We start from the raw sequence: 19,793 nt of genomic DNA, 5'->3' as shown, positions 1-19,793 counted from the left end.
GCAAACGCGGCAGCAGCCACGCGAGCAGCGCCCCCACCGGTACGAACATCGCCACGTTCCCGAAGACGTTGAGGTACTGCCGCCCCCCGGGTGAGTCCAGCAGGCGGCGGATCTCCTGGAACGGCGTCAGGTTGAGCCCGGTGCCGCCCGCATCGCCGAAGGACAGCCACAGCGTGAGCCACAGAATCATCCCCACCACCGCAACCAGGCACAGCCACAGCAGCCACCGCCAGGGGCGGCGAGGCACCACGGCCACGGCCCCGAGCACCAGTGCGGTGCCGGCCGCGGCCACGATGGGGCCAAAGTAGAAGTGGCTGTTCATGGTTGAGTCAACGCGCGGGGACCGCCTAGCGCACCAGCCCCAGCGCCTGAAGTCCCCGCCACCCCATGGCCCGCGTCTCCGGCCGCGGGGACAGCGTCACGCCAAGGGACTTTGCGAGCCCTATTCCGCGGGCCCGCGCCACGAACGCCCCGTCCACTCGCCCCGTCGCCTCCCCATAGGCCGAAAGCGCCGCCGCCACTCCCTCGCCCGGCATCAGTGTGTAGGCGAACCCAAGATCCACCGCCGGGTCGCAGGCGGCCATGGAGCCCCAGTCCGCGATCCCGCCAAAGTGGCCATCGAGCGACAGCACGTTCGCGCCATGCAGATCCGCATGCGACCACACGAACTCCTCACGCCCGGGTTCCGGCGCCGCGAGCGCCTCTTCCCACAGCGCTTCGGCAGCTGCAACATCGAGCGGCCCAAGCGCAAGCGCGGCAACCGTCACGAGACGCTCCCGCACCTTGAGATCCCGCGAGCGCATCGGCACCGACTGCTCCACATTCATCGGGGCCTCAGCCGGCGCCAACTGGTGCACCTCCGCGAGAGCCAGCCCCAGCGTCGGGCCCTCTGAGGCGAGTAGGGGCACGTCAACGGCCATGTCGCCAGGCAGCCAGGAGACGATCGCCCACGGGAAAGGGAAGCCGGCGCCGGGCTCGCCGACGAACGGAAAGTGCGGGAAGGGAAAGCTCCAGCCGAGCGACAGCCGCGGCACCCACTCGGTCTCAGCGAGCAGAAAGCGGACGGCGTGCTCGGTGCGCGGGAGCCGCACGGCGAGCAGGCCTCCCAGCCGGAACATCGCGCAGTCCCAGCCCTCAAAGTGCTGACCGAGGGGGAGGTGTGAGTACTCGGGCGCCTGCTCGTCGACGAGCGCCCGGGCCGCCGCCACAGAGATGGACGAGTGCGCCGGGGGAGGGACGGTGTCGAAGCTCACGGTGTTGGAATCAACGCGTCCGCCGGCGTGATGAGCCGCCAGCGGGTCACCGAGAACAGCGCGGCGCCAACGCCAAGGCCCGCCACGAAGATCCCTGCGATCACCACCACGATCGACGCATAGCCATTCGCCGGGTCAAGGAACGGGTAGGGGAACCAGCCGTCGGTGGCGCCGCGGATGAGCACCACCACGAGCCACACGGTGGGATACGCCATCACGATCCACACGTTCCGGAGCGGCAGCCGCGCTCGCGGCCCCTCAACCAGCCAGTCCACGAGCAGCGCCACCCCAGACAGCAGGTGCATCACCAGGTTGGTCCACTCGTTGATCGGATCCTCCGTAGTGGGCGCCAGCAGAATCCAGTACACGCTGACGACGATGACCAGGTATGTCGTGGCGCACGCGCGCAGGTACTCGAGCCACGGCGGCCTCGGCAGCCCGGTCAGCCGCGACGCGAGCAGCAGCGCCGTGGCGCCGATGAGGTTGTTCTGGATCGTGAAGAATCCAAAGAAGTTGAAGAACTGGAACGTTCCACCCTGGATCCCCCGCACCATCGACCACGTCACGGCCGCGAGCATGAGCAGGGCAACCACCACGCGCCCAACGCGCCACGCCCTTGTCATGGCCCGACGCTATCAGGCAGAGACCGTCAACCCGAGGCTCCCCAGGCCCCGCCATCCGCAGGCGGCTGTGAGCGGCTCGTGCCAGGCGGCGAGGCGCACGCTCCGTTCAAGCCCGACGCCGCGTGCCCTGGCCTCGAAGGCCGGGTCTGCCTCCCGCAGCTCGCGATACGCGGCGAGGGCGGCTGCCATGCCGGCGGCATCCGTGAGCATGTGAGCGAAGCCCAGGTCCACTGCAGGGTCGCAGGCGGCCATGTCCCCCCAGTCGATGATGCCCGCGAGCCCGCCCAGCTCGTCCGCGAGGACGTTGAACGGATGCAAGTCCGCGTGCGCCCACACCGCGCGAGCAGGCGGATCTGCCGCCAGCGCCTCCTCCCAGACGCCAAGCGCACGCTCGGCATCCAGCCGCTCACCACCCGGGCCGGTAACGGCCGCGAGCGACTCCAGGGCAGGCAGGAGCGCGGCCTCGCGCTCGTGAAGCGCGATCGACTGCTCGTCATTGAAGGGTGCGTCGGCGGGTGCGGGCTCATGGATCTGCGCGATCGCCGCTGCCAGGGCTTGGGACCCCTCGACGCTCAGTGGACGCACCGCCGCGATCTCCCCCTCGAGCCACGTGATGATGCTCCACGGCCACGGATAGCCCTGGCCGGGCGCACCGTCGGCGACGATGCGTGGGAACGGGAACGTCCACCCTTCGCCGAGCCGGTGCAGCAACGCGCGCTCCTTGAGCAGCGAGCCCACCGCGGGCTCGATGCGGGGCATGCGGATCGCGAGCCTGTCGCCGAGCCGAAACATCGCGTTGTCCCACCCGATCTCGGGTTCGCCGAGCGCCAGGTCCGCGTACTGAGGGAACTGCTCGGCCACTAGCGCGCGCGCCGTCTCCAGGGTCACGGCGGAGTGGCCCTGCGGAAGGCCGCTCACCCGGCCCGCCCTTCGAGGAAGTCCCGCTCGGCTTGGGTTGGCGCCAGCTCCGCGCCCGCCAAGTACGCCGCGCGCGCCTCCTCGTCGCGGCCGAGGCGGGCCAACAGATTCGCGCGCGTGGCGTGCCACAGGTGGTAGCGCTCCAAGGGCAGCCCGTCCACGATGCTGAGCGCCCGCGCGGGCCCGTCCACCTCGGCCACGACCACCGCCCGGTTGAGCTCCACCACCGCGGTGGGCTGCTGGGACCACAGCTCGTCATAGAGGCTGAGAATCTGCGGCCACGCGGTGCGGTCAAAGCTTGGCGCCATCGAGTGCACGGCCGCGATCGCCGCCTGCAGTTGATACGGTCCCGGCCGCCGCAAGACCATGCAGTCCGCGATGATCCCGCGCCCCTCCCGCGACAGTTCGCCGTCCCACTTCGAACGGTCCTGATCCGCAAGCAGCACTATCTGGCCGTCGGCGCTGAACCGGGCAGGCCGTCGGGCCTCTGTGAGCAGTTCAAGCGCCAAGAGGCCCTGCGCCTCCAGCTCCTCCGGGAGCAGATCTACCAGGGCCCTTGTCAGCCGAATCGCCTCTCGCGACAGATCCGGAACGTCCGTGCGCGCCTCGCCATACCCCTGGTTGAACACCAGATACAGCACGGCGAGCACGGCCCCAACGCGCTCGGGAAGCTCCTCCGCAGAGGGGACGCGGTACGGGATGCGCGCCGCCGCGATCTTGCGCTTTGCCCGCGTGAGCCGCTGCGCCATCGTCGCCTCGGGCGTGAGGAACGCGCGCGCAATGTCCCTGGTCTCGAGGCCCGCGATGAGCCGCAGCGTCAGCGCCACCTGGCTCTCCAGCCCCAGCGCCGGGTGGCAGCAGGTGAACATAAGGCGCAGCTGGTCGTCCTCGAGCGGCTGATCAAGGCGCTCCGCGATGCCCGACGCCGGGTCAGGTTCCGTACCCCCGCACCCAGGCGGGCCGCACCTTCGTAGCGCGACTGGCGCGAGCCCTCGCGGCGCACCACGTCGATCGCGCGGTTCTTGGCGGTGGTGACGATCCACCCGGCCGCATTGGGTGGCACACCATCCCGTGGCCACACCTCGAGCGCGCGCACGAACGCGTCCTGCACGGCCTCCTCGGCCGCATCGATGTCGCCGAGCATCCGCACCAAGGTGGCGACCGCGCGGCCGCGCTCCAGGCGGAAGGCCTCCGTCACCGCGGCTTCGGGGGAGGTCACAGGTACTCGCTCACGTGCGGCTGGAACGGCCGCAACTCAACGTCGCACCGGTGCGCTGCCGCGCACCGCCGTGCCCAGTCGCGGGCCTCAGGCTCCGAGGCCACGTCGATGATCCACATCCCGCTGAGAGTCGACGGCCCGTACGGGCCCGGTGCCTCCGCCACCTCCCCGGTGCCCTGCGCGCGAAAGGTGACCGCAGCGTCGGGCGGCTGCAGACCACGGGAGAAGACGTAGGCGCCCGCCGCGCGCAGGGCGTCGTCCAGGGCCGTGAGGTCCCGCCACACCTCCTCATGATTGGCCATGAGGTTGAAGGGCGAATCCGGACGGTCCTGGGCGGCGAGGAGGAACAGCACTAGATGCTCTGGAAGGGTCGGACTTCTACGGGGACGCCGCAGGCTTCGCTGGCGCGCTTCGCGAGATCGCGGACCTCATCCTCCTGGGCCTCGATGACCCACAGACCGCCGATCATCTCGTTGGTCTCCGCGAACGGGCCGTCGGTCACCATGGTGCCCTGGGCGCGGAATGCCGAATCCGGCGCATGCAGCCCACCCATGAAGAGGATCTTGTCCTTGATCGAGTCGTTGAAGTCGCCGACGCGCTTGAACATCTCCGCGTCCTTGACGGGGTCCGCCATGGGCGGGTTGTTGACGTAGTCGTGAATAACGCTGAACAGGTACTGGGTCATGATCTACTCCGATTCAAAGGGGCGCACCTCGATGGGCGCGCGGCAGGCTGTGGTGGCGCGGCCGGCGATCTCCAGCGCCGCGTCGAGGTCAGGAACGTCGATGACCCAGAAGCCGCCGAGCGCCTCCTTGGTCTCGGCGAAGGGTCCGTCGGTGACGACCAGCTGGCCGTCGTGGTTCGCGACGACGGTGGACGTGTGCGGGGGCTCGAGGCCGCCGCCGAACACGGACTGGCCCGCGATGGTGGCGTTGAAGGCGTCCACGTCCGCGAAGATCTGCTCCGCGTTGCTCGGCAGCGGGGCTTCGTAGTCGTGATGGACGGACAGCAGGTATTGGGTCATGGGCACTCCCTTGGATCGTTCAACTGTGCCATTTCCACGAACGGCGTGCCTGGGATTCGACAGGGGCACTAGAGCGATGTCGCGATGAGCACCGCGAACACCACCGCGCCCGCGAGCATCGACCAGCCCTCGCTGCGCCGCCACAGCGCCACGATCACCGCAACCGCGGCCGCGATGTGCCACGCGCCGAACTCGCGCCACTCGCCGTGGTCCAGGAACAGCGCATTGACGATGATCGCGCCCATCGCCGCAGGCCCCACCATGCGCAGCGCTCGCCTCACGGGAGTGGGAATGCGCTCCTCGTCCTTGAGCAGCACCACGCCCGAGATGCGGATCAGGTAGGTGCCGATCGCCGCGATGAGGAAGATGAGCCAGATGTTCACGCGGCCTCGCCCTCCGCGCGGCTAGTGGTTCCGGCCCGACGCTTCTCTTGCCAGGCCTCGAACGTCGCCCCTGCCGCCATGCCGGTGATGATGCCGAAGAACACGTTGAGCCCGTAGGGCCAGGTGCGGCCCGCGAGCACAACGAGCGTGGCGCCCAGGACCGTGACGAATTGGGCGGCGTTGCGGAGGCCGGGCACCATCACCGCGATGAACATCAGCGGCACGATGAAGCCCACTTGCCACTGCTCCGGGATCACGGGACCGAGCGCGAGCCCCGCCGCGGACCCCACCACCCACACCCCCACGAACGGGACCGACGCGCCAAAGGCGAACCAGCGTCGGCGAACGGGATCGGGCTCGTCGGCCTCGCGCATCGCGATGACGGCCGATTGATCCGTCATGAAATAGGCGAGACCGAGCCGCCAGCGGCGAGGGAACGCCGCCCACATCGGCGCGAGCGCAGCTGAATACAGCGCGAGCCGCGCATTGATGAGCAGCGCCGTGAGAATCGCGACCACCGCCGGGGCGTTCGCCCGCACGGCCTCAACGATCGCGATCTGGCTCGCGCCCGCGACCACCGTTGTGGTGGCGAAGAGTCCCGCCCAGGGGTTGATGCCCGCATCCCGCACGAGCGCGCCGAACGCCATCCCAAAGATGGCGCAACCCACCATCAAGGGCGCGATCGCCTTGCAGCCGTCCCAAGCGTCGGACCATTGGCGCGGTCCAATGCGCAGGAAGGTGCGGCGCGTCATGCGCGCCAGTGTGTCACTTACGCCGTGGCGAAGGTGAGGCAGTGCGCGGTGTCGAAGTTGGTGCCCACCTGGATCGCGTCGGCCGTGCAGGCCATGGCGTCGTTGTGAATGCAGTCCGTCCGCGAGCACGCGCCAACGGCCGCGACCGCCGCCCTGCCGGCGGGGGTGTCCGTGTGGGTGGCGGTTACGCAGTGCGTGCCGTCTGCCGTTGCGGAGACGTTGATGGCGCCCGCGTGACACCCGGCCTCGTGGTTGAAGCCGCAGGTGTCGACGGAGCACGAAGAGACGATCGGGAGTCCGATGGCGACCGGCATGATTCCTCCTAAGGAAACTTGATGACTCCACGATAACTCGCGGAAAATGCGTTGTCGCGCATTCTTGATAAATGGCAACCGCGCATTACTTAATTGCATTTAGGTGACGTTCCGCTTTCCAAGACCCGGCCCGACGCTGTGGCCGGGTGGCGCGCCCTGGTGACCACAGCGTCGGGCCGGAAGCCCCGGTGGCACCCGTGCCCCGCCAACCCATCCCACCCCACCCCCAACCCATCCCCAAATGGGGCCTGAGGGTCACCAAAATCGTGTTTCGTGACCCTCAGGCCCCATTCCGGCCGCCTGGCAAGCCAGGCGGGAACAAACCGGGGCCTTGTAGCGTCGAATAGGTGTGACCGCTTGGCGTCCGCGCCGCGGCCACTCGGGTGAATAGAGCGAGCCGCCCGGCGCCCATACCCCCCTAGGGCAGCCGGGCGGCTCGTGCCACGCTTAGTCTGTAGGTGGAAGGAGCGCTCATGTCCCCCAACAAGATCATCAAGACCGACGCCGAATGGCGCGCCCAACTCAATGACTTCGAGTTCTCGGTGCTGCGCGAGGCGGCGACCGAGCGTCCGTGGACGGGCGCCCTCCTCGACGAGAAGCGTCCGGGCGTATTCCGCTGCCGAGCGTGTGGCGCGGAGCTGTTCTCCTCGGGCACCAAGTTCGACTCGCACTGCGGCTGGCCCTCGTTCTACGAGGCCAAGGACAACGACGCGGTGACGCTCATCGAGGACCGGACCCACGGCATGGTGCGCACCGAGGTGCGCTGCGCCGCGTGCGACTCGCACCTTGGGCACGTCTTCCCCGACGCGCCGCAGACGCCAACCGGCGACCGGTTCTGCATCAATTCCGTGTCGCTCACGTTCGACGAGGCGGTCGAGTAAGTGGTCGAGCACCACTTCCGCCGGCCGGCGATGCTCGACATGGAGCTCGCCGACGAACTCGTCGGCGACATCGACCCCGCCGAGCGCGCACTCATCGCGCACGAGACCGCAGCGGCGATCGTTGGCCAGGCGCGCGAGTCCGGGGACCCGGAACTCGTGGCGCGACTGGTCCGGCTCGTGGACGAGGAGGGCGTGGACACCGTCGCGATGATGTGGTCCAAGGCCGATCCGCTGACGCTGCCCGGCGCCCTGTGGCGCCTCTACATGCTTCGCGAGTGGGTGACGCAGGACGCGGAGGCCGTGGCCAGGTCCTATCACGAGGGCGTTCACGCGGCCCACGTGCGGCACGCGATCGCGGGAGTCGAGGATCCGCCAGGGCCCGACGAGGTGAGGCGTCTCGCCGACACGATCCTTCGCGGCGTGTTCTCAGGCGACCTCGCCGTGGCGCTCGAGCGCGCCGGCGCATTCTGCCGGGTGGTGGCGACCGGCGCGGCCTTCGAGGCCGCGACCGACGAGGGCCACGCGGACGCCCGCGCGCACCGCACCACGCTGCGCGCGTCGCAACTGCTGCGCACCGGGGAGGACCTGGAGCGGTGCGCCACGCTGTGGCGAGACGACAAGCTCGACTGAAGCCAGCGTCGGGCCGGCTGGCGAGACAAACAAGGGTCCCTGGTACGCAAGTGACTAGTGAGGCGCGAACTCGCGCCATATCGGTCACGTCTGTCACACCCGTCGCTTCGACCCTTGTTTGTCACCAGGGGGCGAGCGCGTACCCTTGTTACCGACGTCGGGCTGCGTAGCCCCGGGCTCCAATTTCAGCCGCCTCGAGCGGCCTTAGCGCCGTCAGGTGCAACCGGCCCGGCGTCGCTTCAAGTAGCGCTCTACGGGTGCACGTGCAGCAGGTGCGTCTCCACCGCCACGGCCCGCGGCCCCGACTCCGTGTCGACCACATGCGCCACGATCACGCCGCCCGCGGGCAGGTACGGGTTCTTGCGCGGCAGCGCTCCCCGCGTATATGGCCTGGTAGCTGCCCGCATCATCTCCACCACCGTCGGCAACGTGGGGCGGTGCACGCACACGGCCCTGTTGCCGCCCTTGCTCAACTGGTTGATCATCACCTCGGCGGTGCGCAGCGGCGCCTCCATGCCCGGGCTCGGTGAGCGCGGGATAGGTCTTGATGGGGAGCTTGGCCGCCTTCGCGTAGGGCGCGATCGTCTCCATGCACCGCGTCGCCGGCGACGACGACACGTGGGTCACCCCAAACGCCGCAATGAGCGGCACCAGTTGTCGTGCCCGACGCTGCCCCGCCTTGGTGAGCGGCCTCTCGTCTTCCTCGCCGTCCCAGGCCTTGCGGCGTCGGGCACGCGCGTGCCTCACCAGCACGAAGGCGCGGGTCTCGAGCCGATCGTTGGCGTGGGCCTCAGCGAGCACCTCGAGGGGCCGGAGGTCGTCCGGGAAGGTGATCTTGGTCATCGCCTGCTCCACGGTGAGCCAGCGCACGCGGTCCACCTCGTGCTTGGGCGCGATCTTCACCGGCGGCCGGGCTTGCACCGCCCTGCCTTCCGGCGAGGCGACCTGCGCCGCCCAGTAGCGGACCACCTTCTGCCGGCCAGCGCCCACGGGGTAGCGCAGGGTCGGAAGCGGCTGGCCGAGCACGATCTGCTTGCCGGTCTCTTCGGCGACCTCGCGGATGGCGCACTGCGGGAGCGTCTCGCCGTGGGCGAGCTTGCCCTTGGCCACGACCAGTCGTTGTACCTGGGGCGATGCACGGCGAGCACCTGCAGTACGCCTTCGCGGATACGCCACACAAGCGCGCCAGCGGCGACCTGCGTCATGGGCGCGGGAACTTTCGTCACTTGCGGATGGCCCTCCGCTTTGGCTGGCGAGTGATGTAGATGGTCTGCAGGTCGGCCAGGTGCGTGCCGTCCTTGGCCCAGGCCCTCCGCTCCCACTCGCCGTCAGGCCCCAACTCCCACGCGGCCACCTCGTCGGACATCGCGAGGTCGATGTTCTCGATGAGGTACGCGATGTGTGCGGGGTCGGCGATCGAGATGAGCGTCTCGATGCGTCGGTCAAGGTTGCGGTGCATGAGGTCGGCGGAGCCGATGAAGACCTCGGGATGGCCGTCATTCGCGAACGCGTAGATGCGTGAGTGCTCGAGGAAGCGGCCAAGGATCGAGCGCACGCGGACGTTCTCCGAGAGCCCGGGCACACCGGGGCGGATCGCGGTGGTGCCGCGCACCACGAGCTCCACCGTCACTCCGGCCTGGGAGGCCCGGTAGAGCGCGTCGATGATGCGCTCGTCCACGACCGAGTTGACCTTGAACTTGACCCACGCGGCCTTGCCGCCCGTGCCCTGTCCGCCTCCGCGTCGATCCGCTCGATGAGCCCGGAGCGCAGGCCCGTTGGCGCCACCAGCAGCCTGCGGAACTTCGCCTTGGGAGCGTATCCGGAGAGCTGGTTGAAGAGCTTCGCTATGTCGGAGCCCACCTCGGGGTCGCGGGTCAGGAGCCCGTAATCCTCGTACAGGCGCGCGGTGCGCGGGTGGTAGTTGCCCGTGCCGATGTGGCAGTAGCGGACCAGGCCGTCTTCCTCCTGGCGCACCACCATGGACAGCTTGCAGTGCGTCTTGAGTCCGATGAGGCCGTACACCACGTGGACGCCGGCCTCCTCGAGCTTTCTCGCCCACGAGATGTTGCGCTGCTCGTCGAACCGCGCCTTGATCTCCACGAGCACCAGCACCTGCTTGCCGTTGCGAGCGGCCTCGATGAGGGCGTCGACGATGGGCGAGTCGCCGGAGGTGCGGTACAGCGTCTGCTTGATCGCGAGTACTTTGGGGTCGGCCGCGGCCTGCGACAGGAACGCCTGCACGGAGGTGGAGAACGAGTCGTAGGGGTGGTGCAGCAGCACGTCGCCGCGCGAGACCGCCTCGAAGATCGAGAGCTCCGTTGCCGTCTCCACGGGGGCGAGCGCGTGGTTGGTCGTGGGGCGGAACGCGGGGAACTGCAACGATGGCCGGTCCAGGTCCGCGATGACGTTGAGCCCGGTGAGGTCCAGCGGAGCGGGTAGCCGGAACACGTCCAGCTCCGTGATGCCCAGCTCGCGCACGAGCAACTCGCCCGTCGCGGGGGACATTCCTTCGGCGATCTCGAGGCGCACCGCGGGCCCGAACCGGCGGCGCAGCAACTCGCGCTCCATCGCCTTGAGGAGGTTCTCGGCGTCGTCTTCCTCGACCTCGACGTCCTCGTTGCGCGTCACCCGGAACGTGAAGTGGTCCACCACGTTCATGCCGGGGAATAGGTAGTCGAGGTGAGCGGCGATGACGTTCTCGAGCGGCACGAACGAGCGCGGCTCGTCGGAGAGCGCTGCCGCATCCACGACCTGCAGGGCGTGGCCCTCGGCGTCGACGGCGAGGAATCGGGGCAGCGTCTCCGGTACCTTGACGCGCGCGAAGTACTCCTTGCCGGTGTCCGGATCCTGGATCTGCACCGCGAGGTTGAGCGACAGCCCGGAAATGTAGGGGAACGGGTGGGCAGGGTCAACGGCGAGCGGGGTGAGCACGGGGAAGATGTCCGAGCGATAGAGCTTGCGCAGGCGCTCCCGCTCACTCGAGCCGAGATCCTCGTAGCGGACGATGAAGATGCCCTCTTTGGCGAGCGCGGGCCGCACCTGGGAGACGAACACCTCCGCGTGCTCGTCCATGAGCACGTGCGCGCGGTCCGTCAGCGCCTCCACGAGCCGCGTGGGACTCATGCCGGTGGCTGAGGGCACCGCGAATCCGGCGGCGATGCGACGCTTGAGGCCCGCGATGCGGACCATGAAGAACTCGTCGAGGTTGGACGCGAAGATCGAGAGGTATCGCGCGCGCTCCAGCAGCGGCGTCGAGGGGTCCTCCGCGAGTTCCAGGACGCGCTCATTGAACGCGAGCCACTGCAGCTCGCGATCGAGGAATCGGTCCTCATCGAGCATCGGAGTCTCGACCGCGCCGTCCACCTCGACGGTGGGCATCGCATAGGTCTCCTCCGACTCGTACATGGGGGTCTCGTCGGTGGCCGGTTTGGGGACGGGCGCGACGTTCGAGACGTCGATGCTCTCGGACATGCGCCCATCGTGGCATGGCACGGCACGCTCTGGCGACCCCGGTTGCCGGCCCGACGCTCTGGCGGCTTTCGCGCCCAGCTTGCCGAGGGCACTGGTGCAGTTCAGTGATTTCAGGTATACCTGAAATCGTGACAGTCACGGGAGCACAGGGTCCAGCACAGACCTTCGTAATGAGGGCCGCGGCGTACTGGGAGAACCTGGGCCTCTCACACTCTGCGGGCGCGATTCTCAGCCACCTCATGGTGTGCGAACCGCCAGCCCTCACCCAGCCCCAGATCGCCTCCGCCCTTGGCCTATCCGCGGGCACCGTCTCCACCCAGTTGGGCATCCTGAGCCGCATCGGCCTCGTTGAGCGTGCGCGCGGGCCGGGAGAGCGGTCGGGGCGCTACCAGCTTCCTCACAACGTCTGGACGCATCTTGTCCTCTCGGAGGGAGAGCGGATCCGCGGCCTCCGCACGCTGGCCCAGGCGGGAGTCGCCGCGCTCCCGCCGTCACGGCAGGACCGCATCACGTCGCTTGACCTGATGGTTCGCTTCTGGGAGGCCGAGTGGCCCGTGCTCCAGCAGCGGTTTGAAGACTTCGTTCGAGAGGACTCACCATGACCGACGCACCAGCCATCGAGGTGGACCACCTCACCAAGAACTACGGCAACTTCACCGCCGTCGACGACCTAACACTGACCATTGAGCACGGCGAGATCTTCGGCTTCCTCGGCCCCAACGGCGCTGGGAAGTCCACGACGATCCGCTCGATCCTTGACCTCATCCGTCCAACGGCGGGTGCGTGCCGCGTGCTCGGGCTCGACTCCCGGCGTGACGCGGTGGAGATTCGCCGCTCGCTCGGGTTCCTGCCCGCGGACCTCGCGCTCTATCCCAACCTCACGGGCCGACGCACCATCGAGTACCTCGCGAACCTGCGCGGCGGCGTGGACATGACGCGCGTCGAGGAGCTCGCGCAGCGCTTTGACGCCGAGCTCGACCGCAAGGTGGGCGAGTACTCGAGCGGAAACCGGCAGAAGATCGGGCTCATCCTCGCGTTCATGCACAACCCGCGCGTCGTCATCCTGGACGAGCCCATCACGGGGCTGGACCCGCTGGTGCAACTCGAGTTCCACACCCTCATGCGCGAGCACGTCGCCGCTGGCAACACCGTGTTCCTCTCGAGCCACACGCTGAGCGAGGTGGAGCGCGTCGCGGACCGGGTCGCGTTCATTCGCCGGGGGCGCCTGGTGGCCGTTGAGCGCATGAGCGAGCTTCAGGAGAAGTCGCTGCGCCGCGTGACGCTCGAGTTCCCGGAGCCCGTGCCCGCGAGCGCATTCGACGGCGTGGAAGGGGTCCACGACGCGGCCTCCGAGGGCACCACGGTCACTGCCCGCTACGAGGGCGCAATGGCGCCGCTGCTCGCGGTCGCCACCGCCCACGGCGTCCTCAGCCTCACCACCGCCTCCGTGGACCTCGACGAGCTCTTCCTCGAGTACTACCGCGAGACCGCGGACCAGGGCGAAGCGGCCTGATGCTCCGCACCGTCTATCTGAAGTCGCTCCGCGACCGCCTCCTGGGCGTGAGCATCGGCGTGGTCGCGCTGTTCTTGACCGCCTGGATGGGCCTGTGGGCGTACTCGGGTGTCGACGACGCCGAGGCCTACATCTCGTCGATGCCCGACGCCTACGCGGACCTCATTGGCATCACCCGCGAGTCCGGCACGGCCGGCCTCATGATGTCGATGATGTTCGGCTTCATGGGCGCGTTCGTGCTCGGCGGGCTCGCGATCTCGATGGGCGCCTCGGCCATAGCGGGCGAGGAGCAGGACGGCACGATGAACGTCCTCGCCACGGCTCCCCGCAGCCGCGCGCGCCTGCACGCGTCCAAGGCCGCCGCGTATCTGACGCTGCTGATCGGCGGCTCCTTCGTCGCGACCGCGAGCTATTGGCTCGCCGCCAAACTGGTGGGCGCGGACATCTCCACCCTCGATCTCACGGCCGCCACCGTGCACCTCACCACGGTGCTGCTCTTCTACGGAATCCTGGCCTTCGCCATAGGTGCCGCCACGGGAAACCGAGCCACAGCGTCGGGCATCGCAACCGGGCTGCTGATCATCAGCTTCCTCGGTGCGGGCCTGCTGCCGCTCATCGACGGCTGGGAGGACGTAGGCAAGATCTTCCCCTGGCACTACATCTCCGGAGCATCGCCGCTGGTAAACGGCACGAATTGGGCGCAGATCGGCGTGCTCAGCGCCGTGTGGGTGGTGATGCTGGTGCTGGGTGGCCTCGCGTTCACGCGCCGCGACCTGCGCTCCGGCGGACTCGCGAGTTCGCTCGCCGACCGGCTCCGCGCCAACCCGCGCATGGCCGAGTACATGGACAAGGTGCGCGGCTCGGGCTCCACCAAGAGCCTCGCCGCTAAGGCGATCAGCGACAAGCAGGCGGTGGCGCTGCTCGCGGCCTACGGCCTCTTCGTTCTCACGATCATCATGGGGCCCATGTTCAACGCGCTCGCGGGCTCGCTTGGCGATGTGGTCGCCTCCATGCCCGACGCTGTACTCGCCATGATCGGTTTCGCCGACTACTCCACGCCAACGGGCTGGTATCACGGCGAGGTGCTCTCGATCACGGGCCCGGCGATCTTCGCGATCGTGGCTGTGGGCGCGGGCGTTGCGCTCGCTACGGAGGAGAAGCGGCGCACCATCGCGGTGCTGCTCAGCGCGCCCGTCCCGCGATCGAAGGTGGCCGGCGCCAAGATCGCGGCACTCGTGGAGCTCACGATTCTGTGCGGGTTTCTGCTCTTCGGCGGCATCTGGCTGGGCTCGATCATCGGCGGGCTCGGCATCGACGTCAGCAACATCGCGTCCGCATCCGTGCTCCAGGCGGGGCTGGGGCTGGTGTTTGGCGCCGCGGCCTTCGCCGTGGCTGGCTGCACCGGGCGCTCAAACGCCGCCGCGTGGACCGGCACCGGGGTGGCGCTGGGTGGCTGGGCCATCGCGACCTTCGCAGGCGTGAACGACAACCTCGACTGGCTCGCGCGGCTGTCGCCCTTCCACTGGGCGCTCGGCAACTACCCACTCGACAACGGCATGAACTGGGGCGGGCTGATCGCGTTGCTCGGGACCTCGTTCGTGCTGGTGGCGGTGGGCTGGCTGGGCTATCAGCGCCGCGATCTGCGCGGCTGATTAGTCTGTGGCCATGTCCTGGCCCCTGATCCGGCGCGCGTGGTGGCCCGCGCTCGTCCTCATCGGCATTGGCGTTGCGGGCTATCTGGTGCTCCTGGATTGGGTGACCGAGCAGGAGTGGCTGTGGGCGCTCGACGACCCCATCCTCGAGTGGATGGCGGCGCATCGCACGCCGGGGTTGACGTCGTTCATGGTGTTGGTCTCATGGGCGTTTGGGCCGGTGGTGCTGCCGCTGCTGGTCGCCTTTGGAGGCGCGCTGTGGGGTTGGCGGACGCGCCAGTGGTTCAACGTGTGCGTGCTGGTGGGGTCGATGGCCGCGGCCGGGCTGCTGTCACTGGTACTCAAGTACACCGTGGGCCGTCCCCGCCCGCCCGAGGAGTTCTGGCAAGAGCCCGACGGCACCCACACGCCGTCATTCCCGTCCGGGCACACGCTGTGCGCGACGACGTTTGTGCTGGTCACTGGGTTCTTGGCGTGGAGGACCGAGAGGTCAGTGCGCGTGTTCCTGTGGTGGGCCGGGGTGTCCGTTGTGGTCATCAGTGCGGTCGCGCTTTCTCGGCTCTACCTGGGGTACCACTTCCTGACCGACGTTGTGGCCGGGTTCTTCGCGGCCCTCACCATCCTTGGTGTGGCGGTGGGGGTGGTGCGGGCGCACGACTTCAAGGATGACCCGCCGTTCGCGGAGCCCGCGCGCATTAGCTGAGCTCGCGGAGCCACCTGAGCGCGGGGATCGCCTGCGCGCGCTGGAACTCGCGCAGGCCGGGCAGTGCGGGCGGAGGCGGCTCGGTGGACTGCAGCGTGAAGTAGCCCGCGAGCGTACACGAACGCGCGCTCGGCATCGGCGCTCACCGCGCTCGCGAGCGGATGGGCGCGGAACACCGCGCGCGCGGCACCGCCGCCGTACATCTCGTGGGCCGGGAGGTAGCCGGCGAGATCGATCCATGGCGCACCCCTCGACGCATGCGGCCAGTCCACGATCGCGATGCCGCCAGAGGTCAGGAGCATGTTGTCCGCGCGGAGGTCCCCGTGAACCAGCGCGTCACCCTCGGTCACCTCTATCGCGTCCTGCTCCCACTCCATGAACAGGGGCAGGCGCGACTCGACCCACTCGCCATTCGGGCCCAGCGAGGCGAGCCGAGCGTCAAGGTTCGGGGCCTCGGCGAAGTCCCGCCATTGTGTGAAGAGGTCCGCGTGGTGCACGTGGAACGCGGGCAGGCTCGCCGGTGCCTTCACGTCCGCCAGGTCGCTGAGTGCGGCCCACACCGCGTCGGCGTGCGCGGGGTCGTTGCTCGCCTGCGGATGATCGCCGTCCAAGGCCTCGATGGCCACCACGAGCCATTCGCCCGCCTCGAACTTCCAGCACAGTCGCGGCGCCGGGACCTCTCCGGGGAGGTCCGCGAGCACGAGTGCCTCGCGGCGGTTGATGTCAATGGACCACGGGTCACGTGACGCGCTCATCACCTTGAGGAACTGGTTCGACCCATCCGCGAAGCGCACCACCCCGGCGAATCCGGGGCTGAACCCAAACGCCGAACCCTCCACCAACGCAACCGAAGACCCAGCCGCGGCCTCGATCTGGGCCACCAAAGCGTCGGGCACCTCGCTCCACGCCATACGGCGCGGGTTGCGCGGGAGGGGAGGTGGCGTGGGCACGGCGCAAGTGTGCCACGGCCGCCCGTGCGTGCCCGGCGCGCGGTCCGCGACGGAATCCGCGACGCAGGTGCAAACAAGCCGCCCGCGCCCTGAGGTGAACGGTGCAGGCCAAGCATCGGCCCCGACACCACTACGGGCTCACTCGGAGTTGAGGATGCCTCGCGTCACGAGCTCTTGCAGGCCCGCAAGCCACCGCGGCAGCCCCTCCGGAGTGAGGGGGTCGTAGCCGAGCGCGTCCGTGATCTGCTCCCGCAGGATCAGCAGCGCCAGTGGGTTTGCGATGAGTGTTGCGGCCCGCGTCTCGACGTCGTCGGTGGGTCGCGCGATGCCGGCGTCGATGAGTTCTCGCTGAAGATCGGTCGCCTGTGCCACCCCCGCCCGGAAGAGGGCCGACGCCGCGGGCCCGCCGTCCACAAGGATGCGTCGCACATACGCGGCAAGGGTGGGATTCGACACCACGTTCATGAGCGCCGCGTAGCCCAGCTGATCTGCGCCGCCGCGGGCCACCGACTCGATGCTCGCGCCCATGGCCGCGCGGTTCGCGGCCAGCAGCACCATCACCTCGGCGTCCGCGGCATCGCGAAGCCCCTGCTTGGACCCGAAGTGGTGCACCACGAGTGCTGGGGACACCTCGGCGCGGGCCGCGATGTCTCGCATCGACGTGCCGTCCACCCCGCGAGCGCCGAACAACTCGATCGCGGCCGCGAGAATCCGGTCGCGACCGCTTCCCTCCAGTTGCGCGCCGGTCACCCGCTCAGCATACTAAACAAGTGTTCAGTCCTTGCGACGGGAGTGCCGAATGAAGGCGATGATCCTCAAGGAGTTCCGCGAACTGCGCCGCGACCGGCGCACCATGGCGATGCTCATCATGTTGCCGATCGTGCTGCTGGTGATCTTCGGCTACGCGGCCAACTTCACCATCGATGAGCTGCACACGCAGGTGGTGGGGCCGGGCGCCGAGCAGGTGGCCGCTCAGCTCCCGGACCTCTTCGTCGTGGACGCCACCCTTCCCGATGGCACCACTCAGGACGCGAAGGACCTGGTGCGCGACAACAAGGCGGACGTCGTCATCGACACCAACGTGGCCCCGCCCACCGCGTACGTTGACGGCTCGAGCCTCTTCGCCGCGCAGACGGCCGTGGGCGCCTTCAACGCCGTCCCGGACGAGCAACTCACTGTCGAGGTGCTCTTCAACCCCGACCTCACGACTGCTTGGGTCATGGTCCCCGCCCTGGTGGGCCTCATCCTCACGTTCATCGGCACCATCATCACGAGCATCGGCCTGGTCAAGGAGCGCCAGACCGGCACGCTCGAGCAGCTCGCGGTCATGCCGCTCAAGCCGAGCGACGTGATCGTTGGCAAAATCGCACCGTACTTCATCCTCGCCAGTGTGGACATGGCGATCGTGACCCTGCTCGGCATCTGGATATTCGACGTCCCGTTCAACGGCAACCCATGGCTCTTCGCGCTTGGCGCCGCGATCTTCCTGTTCGTGGTGCTTGGCATCGGCGTGCTGATCTCGACCGCCTCCCAGACGCAGGCCCAGGCGATCCAGCTCGCGATCATGATCCTGCTGCCGCAGATCCTGCTGAGCGGGTTCATCTTCCCGCTCTCGGCAATGCCCGCCGCGATCTCGTGGATCGGCTATTGCCTGCCCCTCACGTACTTTGTGCAGATCTCGCAGGGCATCATGTTGCGCGGCGCCGGCCTGGACTCGCTGTGGCCCGCGTTCGTTGTCCTCGCGTTCATGGCTGTGGTCATCTTCACGGGCGCGGTGCTCCGCTTCCGGCGTGACCTCGCCCCGAGCGACAGGCGACGCGCATGACGTGTGGGCTGCGGAAGGTGACCGTCGAGTACGGCGCCGTGACCGCGCTGCGCTCCGTCACCCTCTCGGTACACCCAGGTCGCATCCTGGCGATCGTCGGCGGTGACGGGGCGGGCAAGACCACGCTGCTGCGCACGCTCGCCGGCGCCGTCCGGCCTGCATCCGGCCAGGTAGACGGCCCGACGCTGTCTCACCTGGGCTTCATGCCCACCTCCGCTGGGGCATGGCGGGAGCTGACCGTCGACGAGAACATCGCCTTCGTGGCCTCCGCCCAAGGTGTGGTGGGGGGAGGACTTGAGGCAGCGTCGGGCGCAACTACTCGAGGCGACCGGCCTCACCGACGCAACCGACCGCCTGGCCGGCCAGCTGTCCGGTGGGATGCGGCAGAAGCTCGCGTTCTCGCTCGCGATGCTGCACCGGCCGCCTCTCCTGCTGTTGGACGAGCCCTCCACGGGCGTTGACCCCGTGAGCCGCGTGGACCTGTGGCGGATGATCGCGCAGGCGGCCGCGGACGGGGCCGCGATCGCGATGGCGACCACGTACCTCGACGAGGCCGACCGCGCCGCCGAGGTGGTGGTGCTCGACGCCGGCGAGGTCCTGCTGCGCGGTACGCCTGGCGAGATCCTCGACGCGATCCCGGGGCACGTGGTGACGGGCGCCTCACGCGGCACGGGCCCCAACACGTGGCGCCGGGGGCACTCGTTCCGCGAGTGGGTGCCGGGCGACCCTCCGCCGGGCACCCCGCGCGCCGTGGACCTCGAGGACGCCGTGGTCGCGGCCTCCCTCGCGAAGGAGGCCGCGCATGTCTGAAGCGCTGCTTGCCGCCGCCTCCGTGACCCGAAGGTTCGGCGACTTCACGGCCGTGGACTCGGTCTCTCTCGAGGTGCGCGCCGGAGAGGTGGTGGGCCTCCTGGGCGCCAACGGCGCGGGCAAGACCACTCTCATCCGGATGATCCTTGGGCTGCTTGGGGCCTCCTCCGGCGAGGTCGCGCTGTTTGGCGAGCGGCCGTCCCGCGCCACCCGCGCGCGGCTCGGGTACGTGCCACAGGGCCTGGGGCTGTGGGACTCGCTCACGGTCGAGGAGAATCTCGCGTTCGTGGGTCAGACGTACGCGGGCGGCGCCATCAAAGTGCCCGACGCTCTGGCCGGGCTCTCGTCTTCGCTCGCCGGGGGCATCGGGCTAGGGCGGCAGCGGCAGGTCGCGTTCGCCGCGGCGCTCGGTCACTCGCCGGAGCTGCTCGTGCTCGATGAGCCGACTTCGGGAGTGGATCCCTTGAGCCGCGCCCGGCTGTGGGATGCGATCCACGCGGCCGCGGATGCGGGCGTTGGGGTGCTCGTCACCACCCACTACATGCAGGAGGCGCAGCAGTGCGATCGGCTCTTGCTGATGTCTCAGGGACGGGCCGTTGCGGAGGGGGGGCGAGGCCGACATCGTGGGTGATACCAGGACCATCGCGGTTCACTCCGAGCACTGGCAGGACGCGTTCTCCGCACTGGACGCCGCGGGCATCATGACCATGCTCGCGGGCACCCACGTGCGCGCGGTCGATGCGACGGAGGCCCAGGTGCGCGCCGCCTTGGGCGAGGTCCCCGCCCAGCTGGAGGTGGCGTCGGCCACCCTGGAGGAGGCGATGGTGGCGAGGGAGCGGGCCGCCTGACTTCGGCCGCGCGGCTCCGAACCG

The 19,793-nt window shown here is 69.0% G+C and carries 23 protein-coding genes and 2 pseudogenes; 10 read left to right on the top strand and 15 right to left on the bottom strand.

Annotated features, from left to right (window positions below; all coding sequences use genetic code 11):
• Positions 1-347 precede the first annotated feature (347 nt).
• The 11 genes from NVV57_04230 to NVV57_04180 form a co-directional block, all read right to left on the bottom strand.
• A complete protein-coding gene (locus NVV57_04230) occupies positions 348-1,253 on the bottom strand; it encodes a phosphotransferase (protein MCR6711939.1) in 906 nt (301 codons plus the stop codon).
• Positions 1,250-1,876, bottom strand: coding sequence for a Pr6Pr family membrane protein (locus NVV57_04225; protein MCR6711938.1), 627 nt, complete (start codon positions 1,874-1,876; stop codon positions 1,250-1,252). Before NVV57_04225 ends, NVV57_04230 begins: the two co-directional genes overlap by 4 nt.
• A 12-nt stretch (positions 1,877-1,888) precedes the next feature.
• Complete coding sequence (locus NVV57_04220) at positions 1,889-2,794, bottom strand: phosphotransferase (GenBank protein ID MCR6711937.1); 906 nt, start codon at positions 2,792-2,794, stop codon at positions 1,889-1,891.
• Positions 2,791-3,621: a hypothetical protein gene (locus NVV57_04215; GenBank protein ID MCR6711936.1), complete on the bottom strand. Its 831-nt coding sequence runs from the start codon at positions 3,619-3,621 to the stop codon at positions 2,791-2,793. Before NVV57_04215 ends, NVV57_04220 begins: the two co-directional genes overlap by 4 nt.
• Positions 3,612-4,013: a hypothetical protein gene (locus NVV57_04210; GenBank protein ID MCR6711935.1), complete on the bottom strand. Its 402-nt coding sequence runs from the start codon at positions 4,011-4,013 to the stop codon at positions 3,612-3,614. The genes NVV57_04215 and NVV57_04210 overlap by 10 nt, the downstream gene beginning before the upstream one ends.
• Positions 4,010-4,366, bottom strand: a complete 357-nt coding sequence (locus NVV57_04205; GenBank protein ID MCR6711934.1) for a YciI family protein — start codon at positions 4,364-4,366, stop codon at positions 4,010-4,012. The genes NVV57_04210 and NVV57_04205 overlap by 4 nt, the downstream gene beginning before the upstream one ends.
• Positions 4,366-4,698, bottom strand: a complete 333-nt coding sequence (locus tag NVV57_04200) for a YciI family protein (GenBank protein MCR6711933.1) — start codon at positions 4,696-4,698, stop codon at positions 4,366-4,368. Before NVV57_04200 ends, NVV57_04205 begins: the two co-directional genes overlap by 1 nt.
• A 3-nt stretch (positions 4,699-4,701) precedes the next feature.
• A complete protein-coding gene (locus NVV57_04195; protein ID MCR6711932.1) occupies positions 4,702-5,037 on the bottom strand; it encodes a YciI family protein in 336 nt (111 codons plus the stop codon).
• A 68-nt stretch (positions 5,038-5,105) separates the two neighbouring features.
• Positions 5,106-5,420, bottom strand: a complete 315-nt coding sequence (locus NVV57_04190) for an AzlD domain-containing protein (protein ID MCR6711931.1) — start codon at positions 5,418-5,420, stop codon at positions 5,106-5,108.
• Positions 5,417-6,172 carry an AzlC family ABC transporter permease gene (locus tag NVV57_04185; GenBank protein MCR6711930.1) on the bottom strand — a complete coding sequence of 252 codons (756 nt, stop codon included), beginning with the start codon at positions 6,170-6,172 and terminating at the stop codon, positions 5,417-5,419. The genes NVV57_04190 and NVV57_04185 overlap by 4 nt, the downstream gene beginning before the upstream one ends.
• Positions 6,173-6,189: 17 nt before the next feature.
• Positions 6,190-6,486 (bottom strand): DUF1540 domain-containing protein, encoded by a 297-nt coding sequence (locus tag NVV57_04180; protein MCR6711929.1) that lies wholly within the window; start codon positions 6,484-6,486, stop codon positions 6,190-6,192.
• Between the two features lie 473 nt (positions 6,487-6,959).
• Here NVV57_04180 and msrB point away from each other — a divergent pair, with 473 nt between their 5' ends.
• The gene (gene msrB / locus NVV57_04175; GenBank protein ID MCR6711928.1) at positions 6,960-7,367 is read left to right on the top strand and encodes a peptide-methionine (R)-S-oxide reductase MsrB; all 408 of its coding nucleotides are present in this window, start codon (positions 6,960-6,962) and stop codon (positions 7,365-7,367) included.
• 30 nt (positions 7,368-7,397) lie between these two features.
• Positions 7,398-7,997 (top strand): hypothetical protein, encoded by a 600-nt coding sequence (locus NVV57_04170; protein MCR6711927.1) that lies wholly within the window; start codon positions 7,398-7,400, stop codon positions 7,995-7,997.
• 213 nt (positions 7,998-8,210) lie between these two features.
• Here NVV57_04170 and NVV57_04165 read toward each other — a convergent pair whose 3' ends face one another.
• Together NVV57_04165 and NVV57_04160 are read right to left on the bottom strand one after the other, a co-directional pair.
• Positions 8,211-9,107 (bottom strand): histidine phosphatase family protein, encoded by an 897-nt coding sequence (locus NVV57_04165; GenBank protein ID MCR6711926.1) that lies wholly within the window; start codon positions 9,105-9,107, stop codon positions 8,211-8,213.
• Positions 9,108-9,219: 112 nt separating this feature from the next.
• A pseudogene (locus NVV57_04160) lies at positions 9,220-11,375 on the bottom strand (RNA degradosome polyphosphate kinase).
• 263 nt (positions 11,376-11,638) lie between these two features.
• Here NVV57_04160 and NVV57_04155 point away from each other — a divergent pair.
• The 4 genes from NVV57_04155 to NVV57_04140 are packed head-to-tail and all read left to right on the top strand — an operon-like array spanning position 11,639 to position 15,336.
• A complete protein-coding gene (locus tag NVV57_04155; GenBank protein MCR6711925.1) occupies positions 11,639-12,070 on the top strand; it encodes a MarR family transcriptional regulator in 432 nt (143 codons plus the stop codon).
• On the top strand, positions 12,067-12,981 hold the full coding sequence (locus tag NVV57_04150; GenBank protein MCR6711924.1) for an ABC transporter ATP-binding protein: 915 nt from the start codon (positions 12,067-12,069) through the stop codon (positions 12,979-12,981). The genes NVV57_04155 and NVV57_04150 overlap by 4 nt, the downstream gene beginning before the upstream one ends.
• Positions 12,981-14,633, top strand: a complete 1,653-nt coding sequence (locus NVV57_04145) for an ABC transporter permease (protein ID MCR6711923.1) — start codon at positions 12,981-12,983, stop codon at positions 14,631-14,633. The genes NVV57_04150 and NVV57_04145 overlap by 1 nt, the downstream gene beginning before the upstream one ends.
• A gap of 13 nt (positions 14,634-14,646) precedes the next feature.
• Positions 14,647-15,336, top strand: coding sequence for a phosphatase PAP2 family protein (locus NVV57_04140; GenBank protein ID MCR6711922.1), 690 nt, complete (start codon positions 14,647-14,649; stop codon positions 15,334-15,336).
• Positions 15,337-15,557: 221 nt separating this feature from the next.
• Here NVV57_04140 and NVV57_04135 read toward each other — a convergent pair.
• Together NVV57_04135 and NVV57_04130 are read right to left on the bottom strand one after the other, a co-directional pair.
• Positions 15,558-16,091: pseudogene (locus NVV57_04135) on the bottom strand (aminoglycoside phosphotransferase family protein).
• Between the two features lie 333 nt (positions 16,092-16,424).
• Entirely contained in the window at positions 16,425-17,036 is a 612-nt protein-coding gene (locus tag NVV57_04130) for a TetR family transcriptional regulator (protein MCR6711921.1), read from the bottom strand.
• Between the two features lie 49 nt (positions 17,037-17,085).
• Here NVV57_04130 and NVV57_04125 point away from each other — a divergent pair, with 49 nt between their 5' ends.
• The 4 genes from NVV57_04125 (at position 17,086) to NVV57_04110 (ending at position 19,769) form a co-directional block, all read left to right on the top strand.
• Positions 17,086-18,111 carry an ABC transporter permease gene (locus tag NVV57_04125; protein MCR6711920.1) on the top strand — a complete coding sequence of 342 codons (1,026 nt, stop codon included), beginning with the start codon at positions 17,086-17,088 and terminating at the stop codon, positions 18,109-18,111.
• A 294-nt stretch (positions 18,112-18,405) separates the two neighbouring features.
• Positions 18,406-18,921 carry an ATP-binding cassette domain-containing protein gene (locus tag NVV57_04120; GenBank protein MCR6711919.1) on the top strand — a complete coding sequence of 172 codons (516 nt, stop codon included), beginning with the start codon at positions 18,406-18,408 and terminating at the stop codon, positions 18,919-18,921.
• Entirely contained in the window at positions 18,914-19,552 is a 639-nt protein-coding gene (locus NVV57_04115) for an ATP-binding cassette domain-containing protein (protein ID MCR6711918.1), read from the top strand. The genes NVV57_04120 and NVV57_04115 overlap by 8 nt, the downstream gene beginning before the upstream one ends.
• A complete protein-coding gene (locus tag NVV57_04110; protein MCR6711917.1) occupies positions 19,545-19,769 on the top strand; it encodes a hypothetical protein in 225 nt (74 codons plus the stop codon). The genes NVV57_04115 and NVV57_04110 overlap by 8 nt, the downstream gene beginning before the upstream one ends.
• Positions 19,770-19,793: the final 24 nt, after the last annotated feature.

Source organism: Demequina sp., assembly GCA_024707205.1.
In the GTDB taxonomy this organism is placed as follows: Bacteria; Actinomycetota; Actinomycetes; order Actinomycetales; family Demequinaceae; genus Demequina.
Note: the sequence above shows the minus strand (reverse complement) of the source record. Positions and strands in the feature narration are given on the sequence as shown.

Coding starts and splice junctions, on each gene's coding strand:
- NVV57_04225 (MCR6711938.1), bottom strand. CDS start 1,876: ATGACAAGGGCGTGGCGCGTTGGGCGCGTGGTGGTTGCCCTGCTCATG.
- msrB (MCR6711928.1), top strand. CDS start 6,960: ATGTCCCCCAACAAGATCATCAAGACCGACGCCGAATGGCGCGCCCAA.
- NVV57_04195 (MCR6711932.1), bottom strand. CDS start 5,037: ATGACCCAATACCTGCTGTCCGTCCATCACGACTACGAAGCCCCGCTG.
- NVV57_04155 (MCR6711925.1), top strand. CDS start 11,639: ATGAGGGCCGCGGCGTACTGGGAGAACCTGGGCCTCTCACACTCTGCG.
- NVV57_04180 (MCR6711929.1), bottom strand. CDS start 6,486: ATGCCGGTCGCCATCGGACTCCCGATCGTCTCTTCGTGCTCCGTCGAC.
- NVV57_04170 (MCR6711927.1), top strand. CDS start 7,398: ATGCTCGACATGGAGCTCGCCGACGAACTCGTCGGCGACATCGACCCC.
- NVV57_04140 (MCR6711922.1), top strand. CDS start 14,647: ATGTCCTGGCCCCTGATCCGGCGCGCGTGGTGGCCCGCGCTCGTCCTC.
- NVV57_04150 (MCR6711924.1), top strand. CDS start 12,067: ATGACCGACGCACCAGCCATCGAGGTGGACCACCTCACCAAGAACTAC.
- NVV57_04125 (MCR6711920.1), top strand. CDS start 17,086: ATGAAGGCGATGATCCTCAAGGAGTTCCGCGAACTGCGCCGCGACCGG.
- NVV57_04145 (MCR6711923.1), top strand. CDS start 12,981: ATGCTCCGCACCGTCTATCTGAAGTCGCTCCGCGACCGCCTCCTGGGC.
- NVV57_04200 (MCR6711933.1), bottom strand. CDS start 4,698: ATGACCCAGTACCTGTTCAGCGTTATTCACGACTACGTCAACAACCCG.
- NVV57_04115 (MCR6711918.1), top strand. CDS start 18,914: ATGTCTGAAGCGCTGCTTGCCGCCGCCTCCGTGACCCGAAGGTTCGGC.
- NVV57_04185 (MCR6711930.1), bottom strand. CDS start 6,172: ATGACGCGCCGCACCTTCCTGCGCATTGGACCGCGCCAATGGTCCGAC.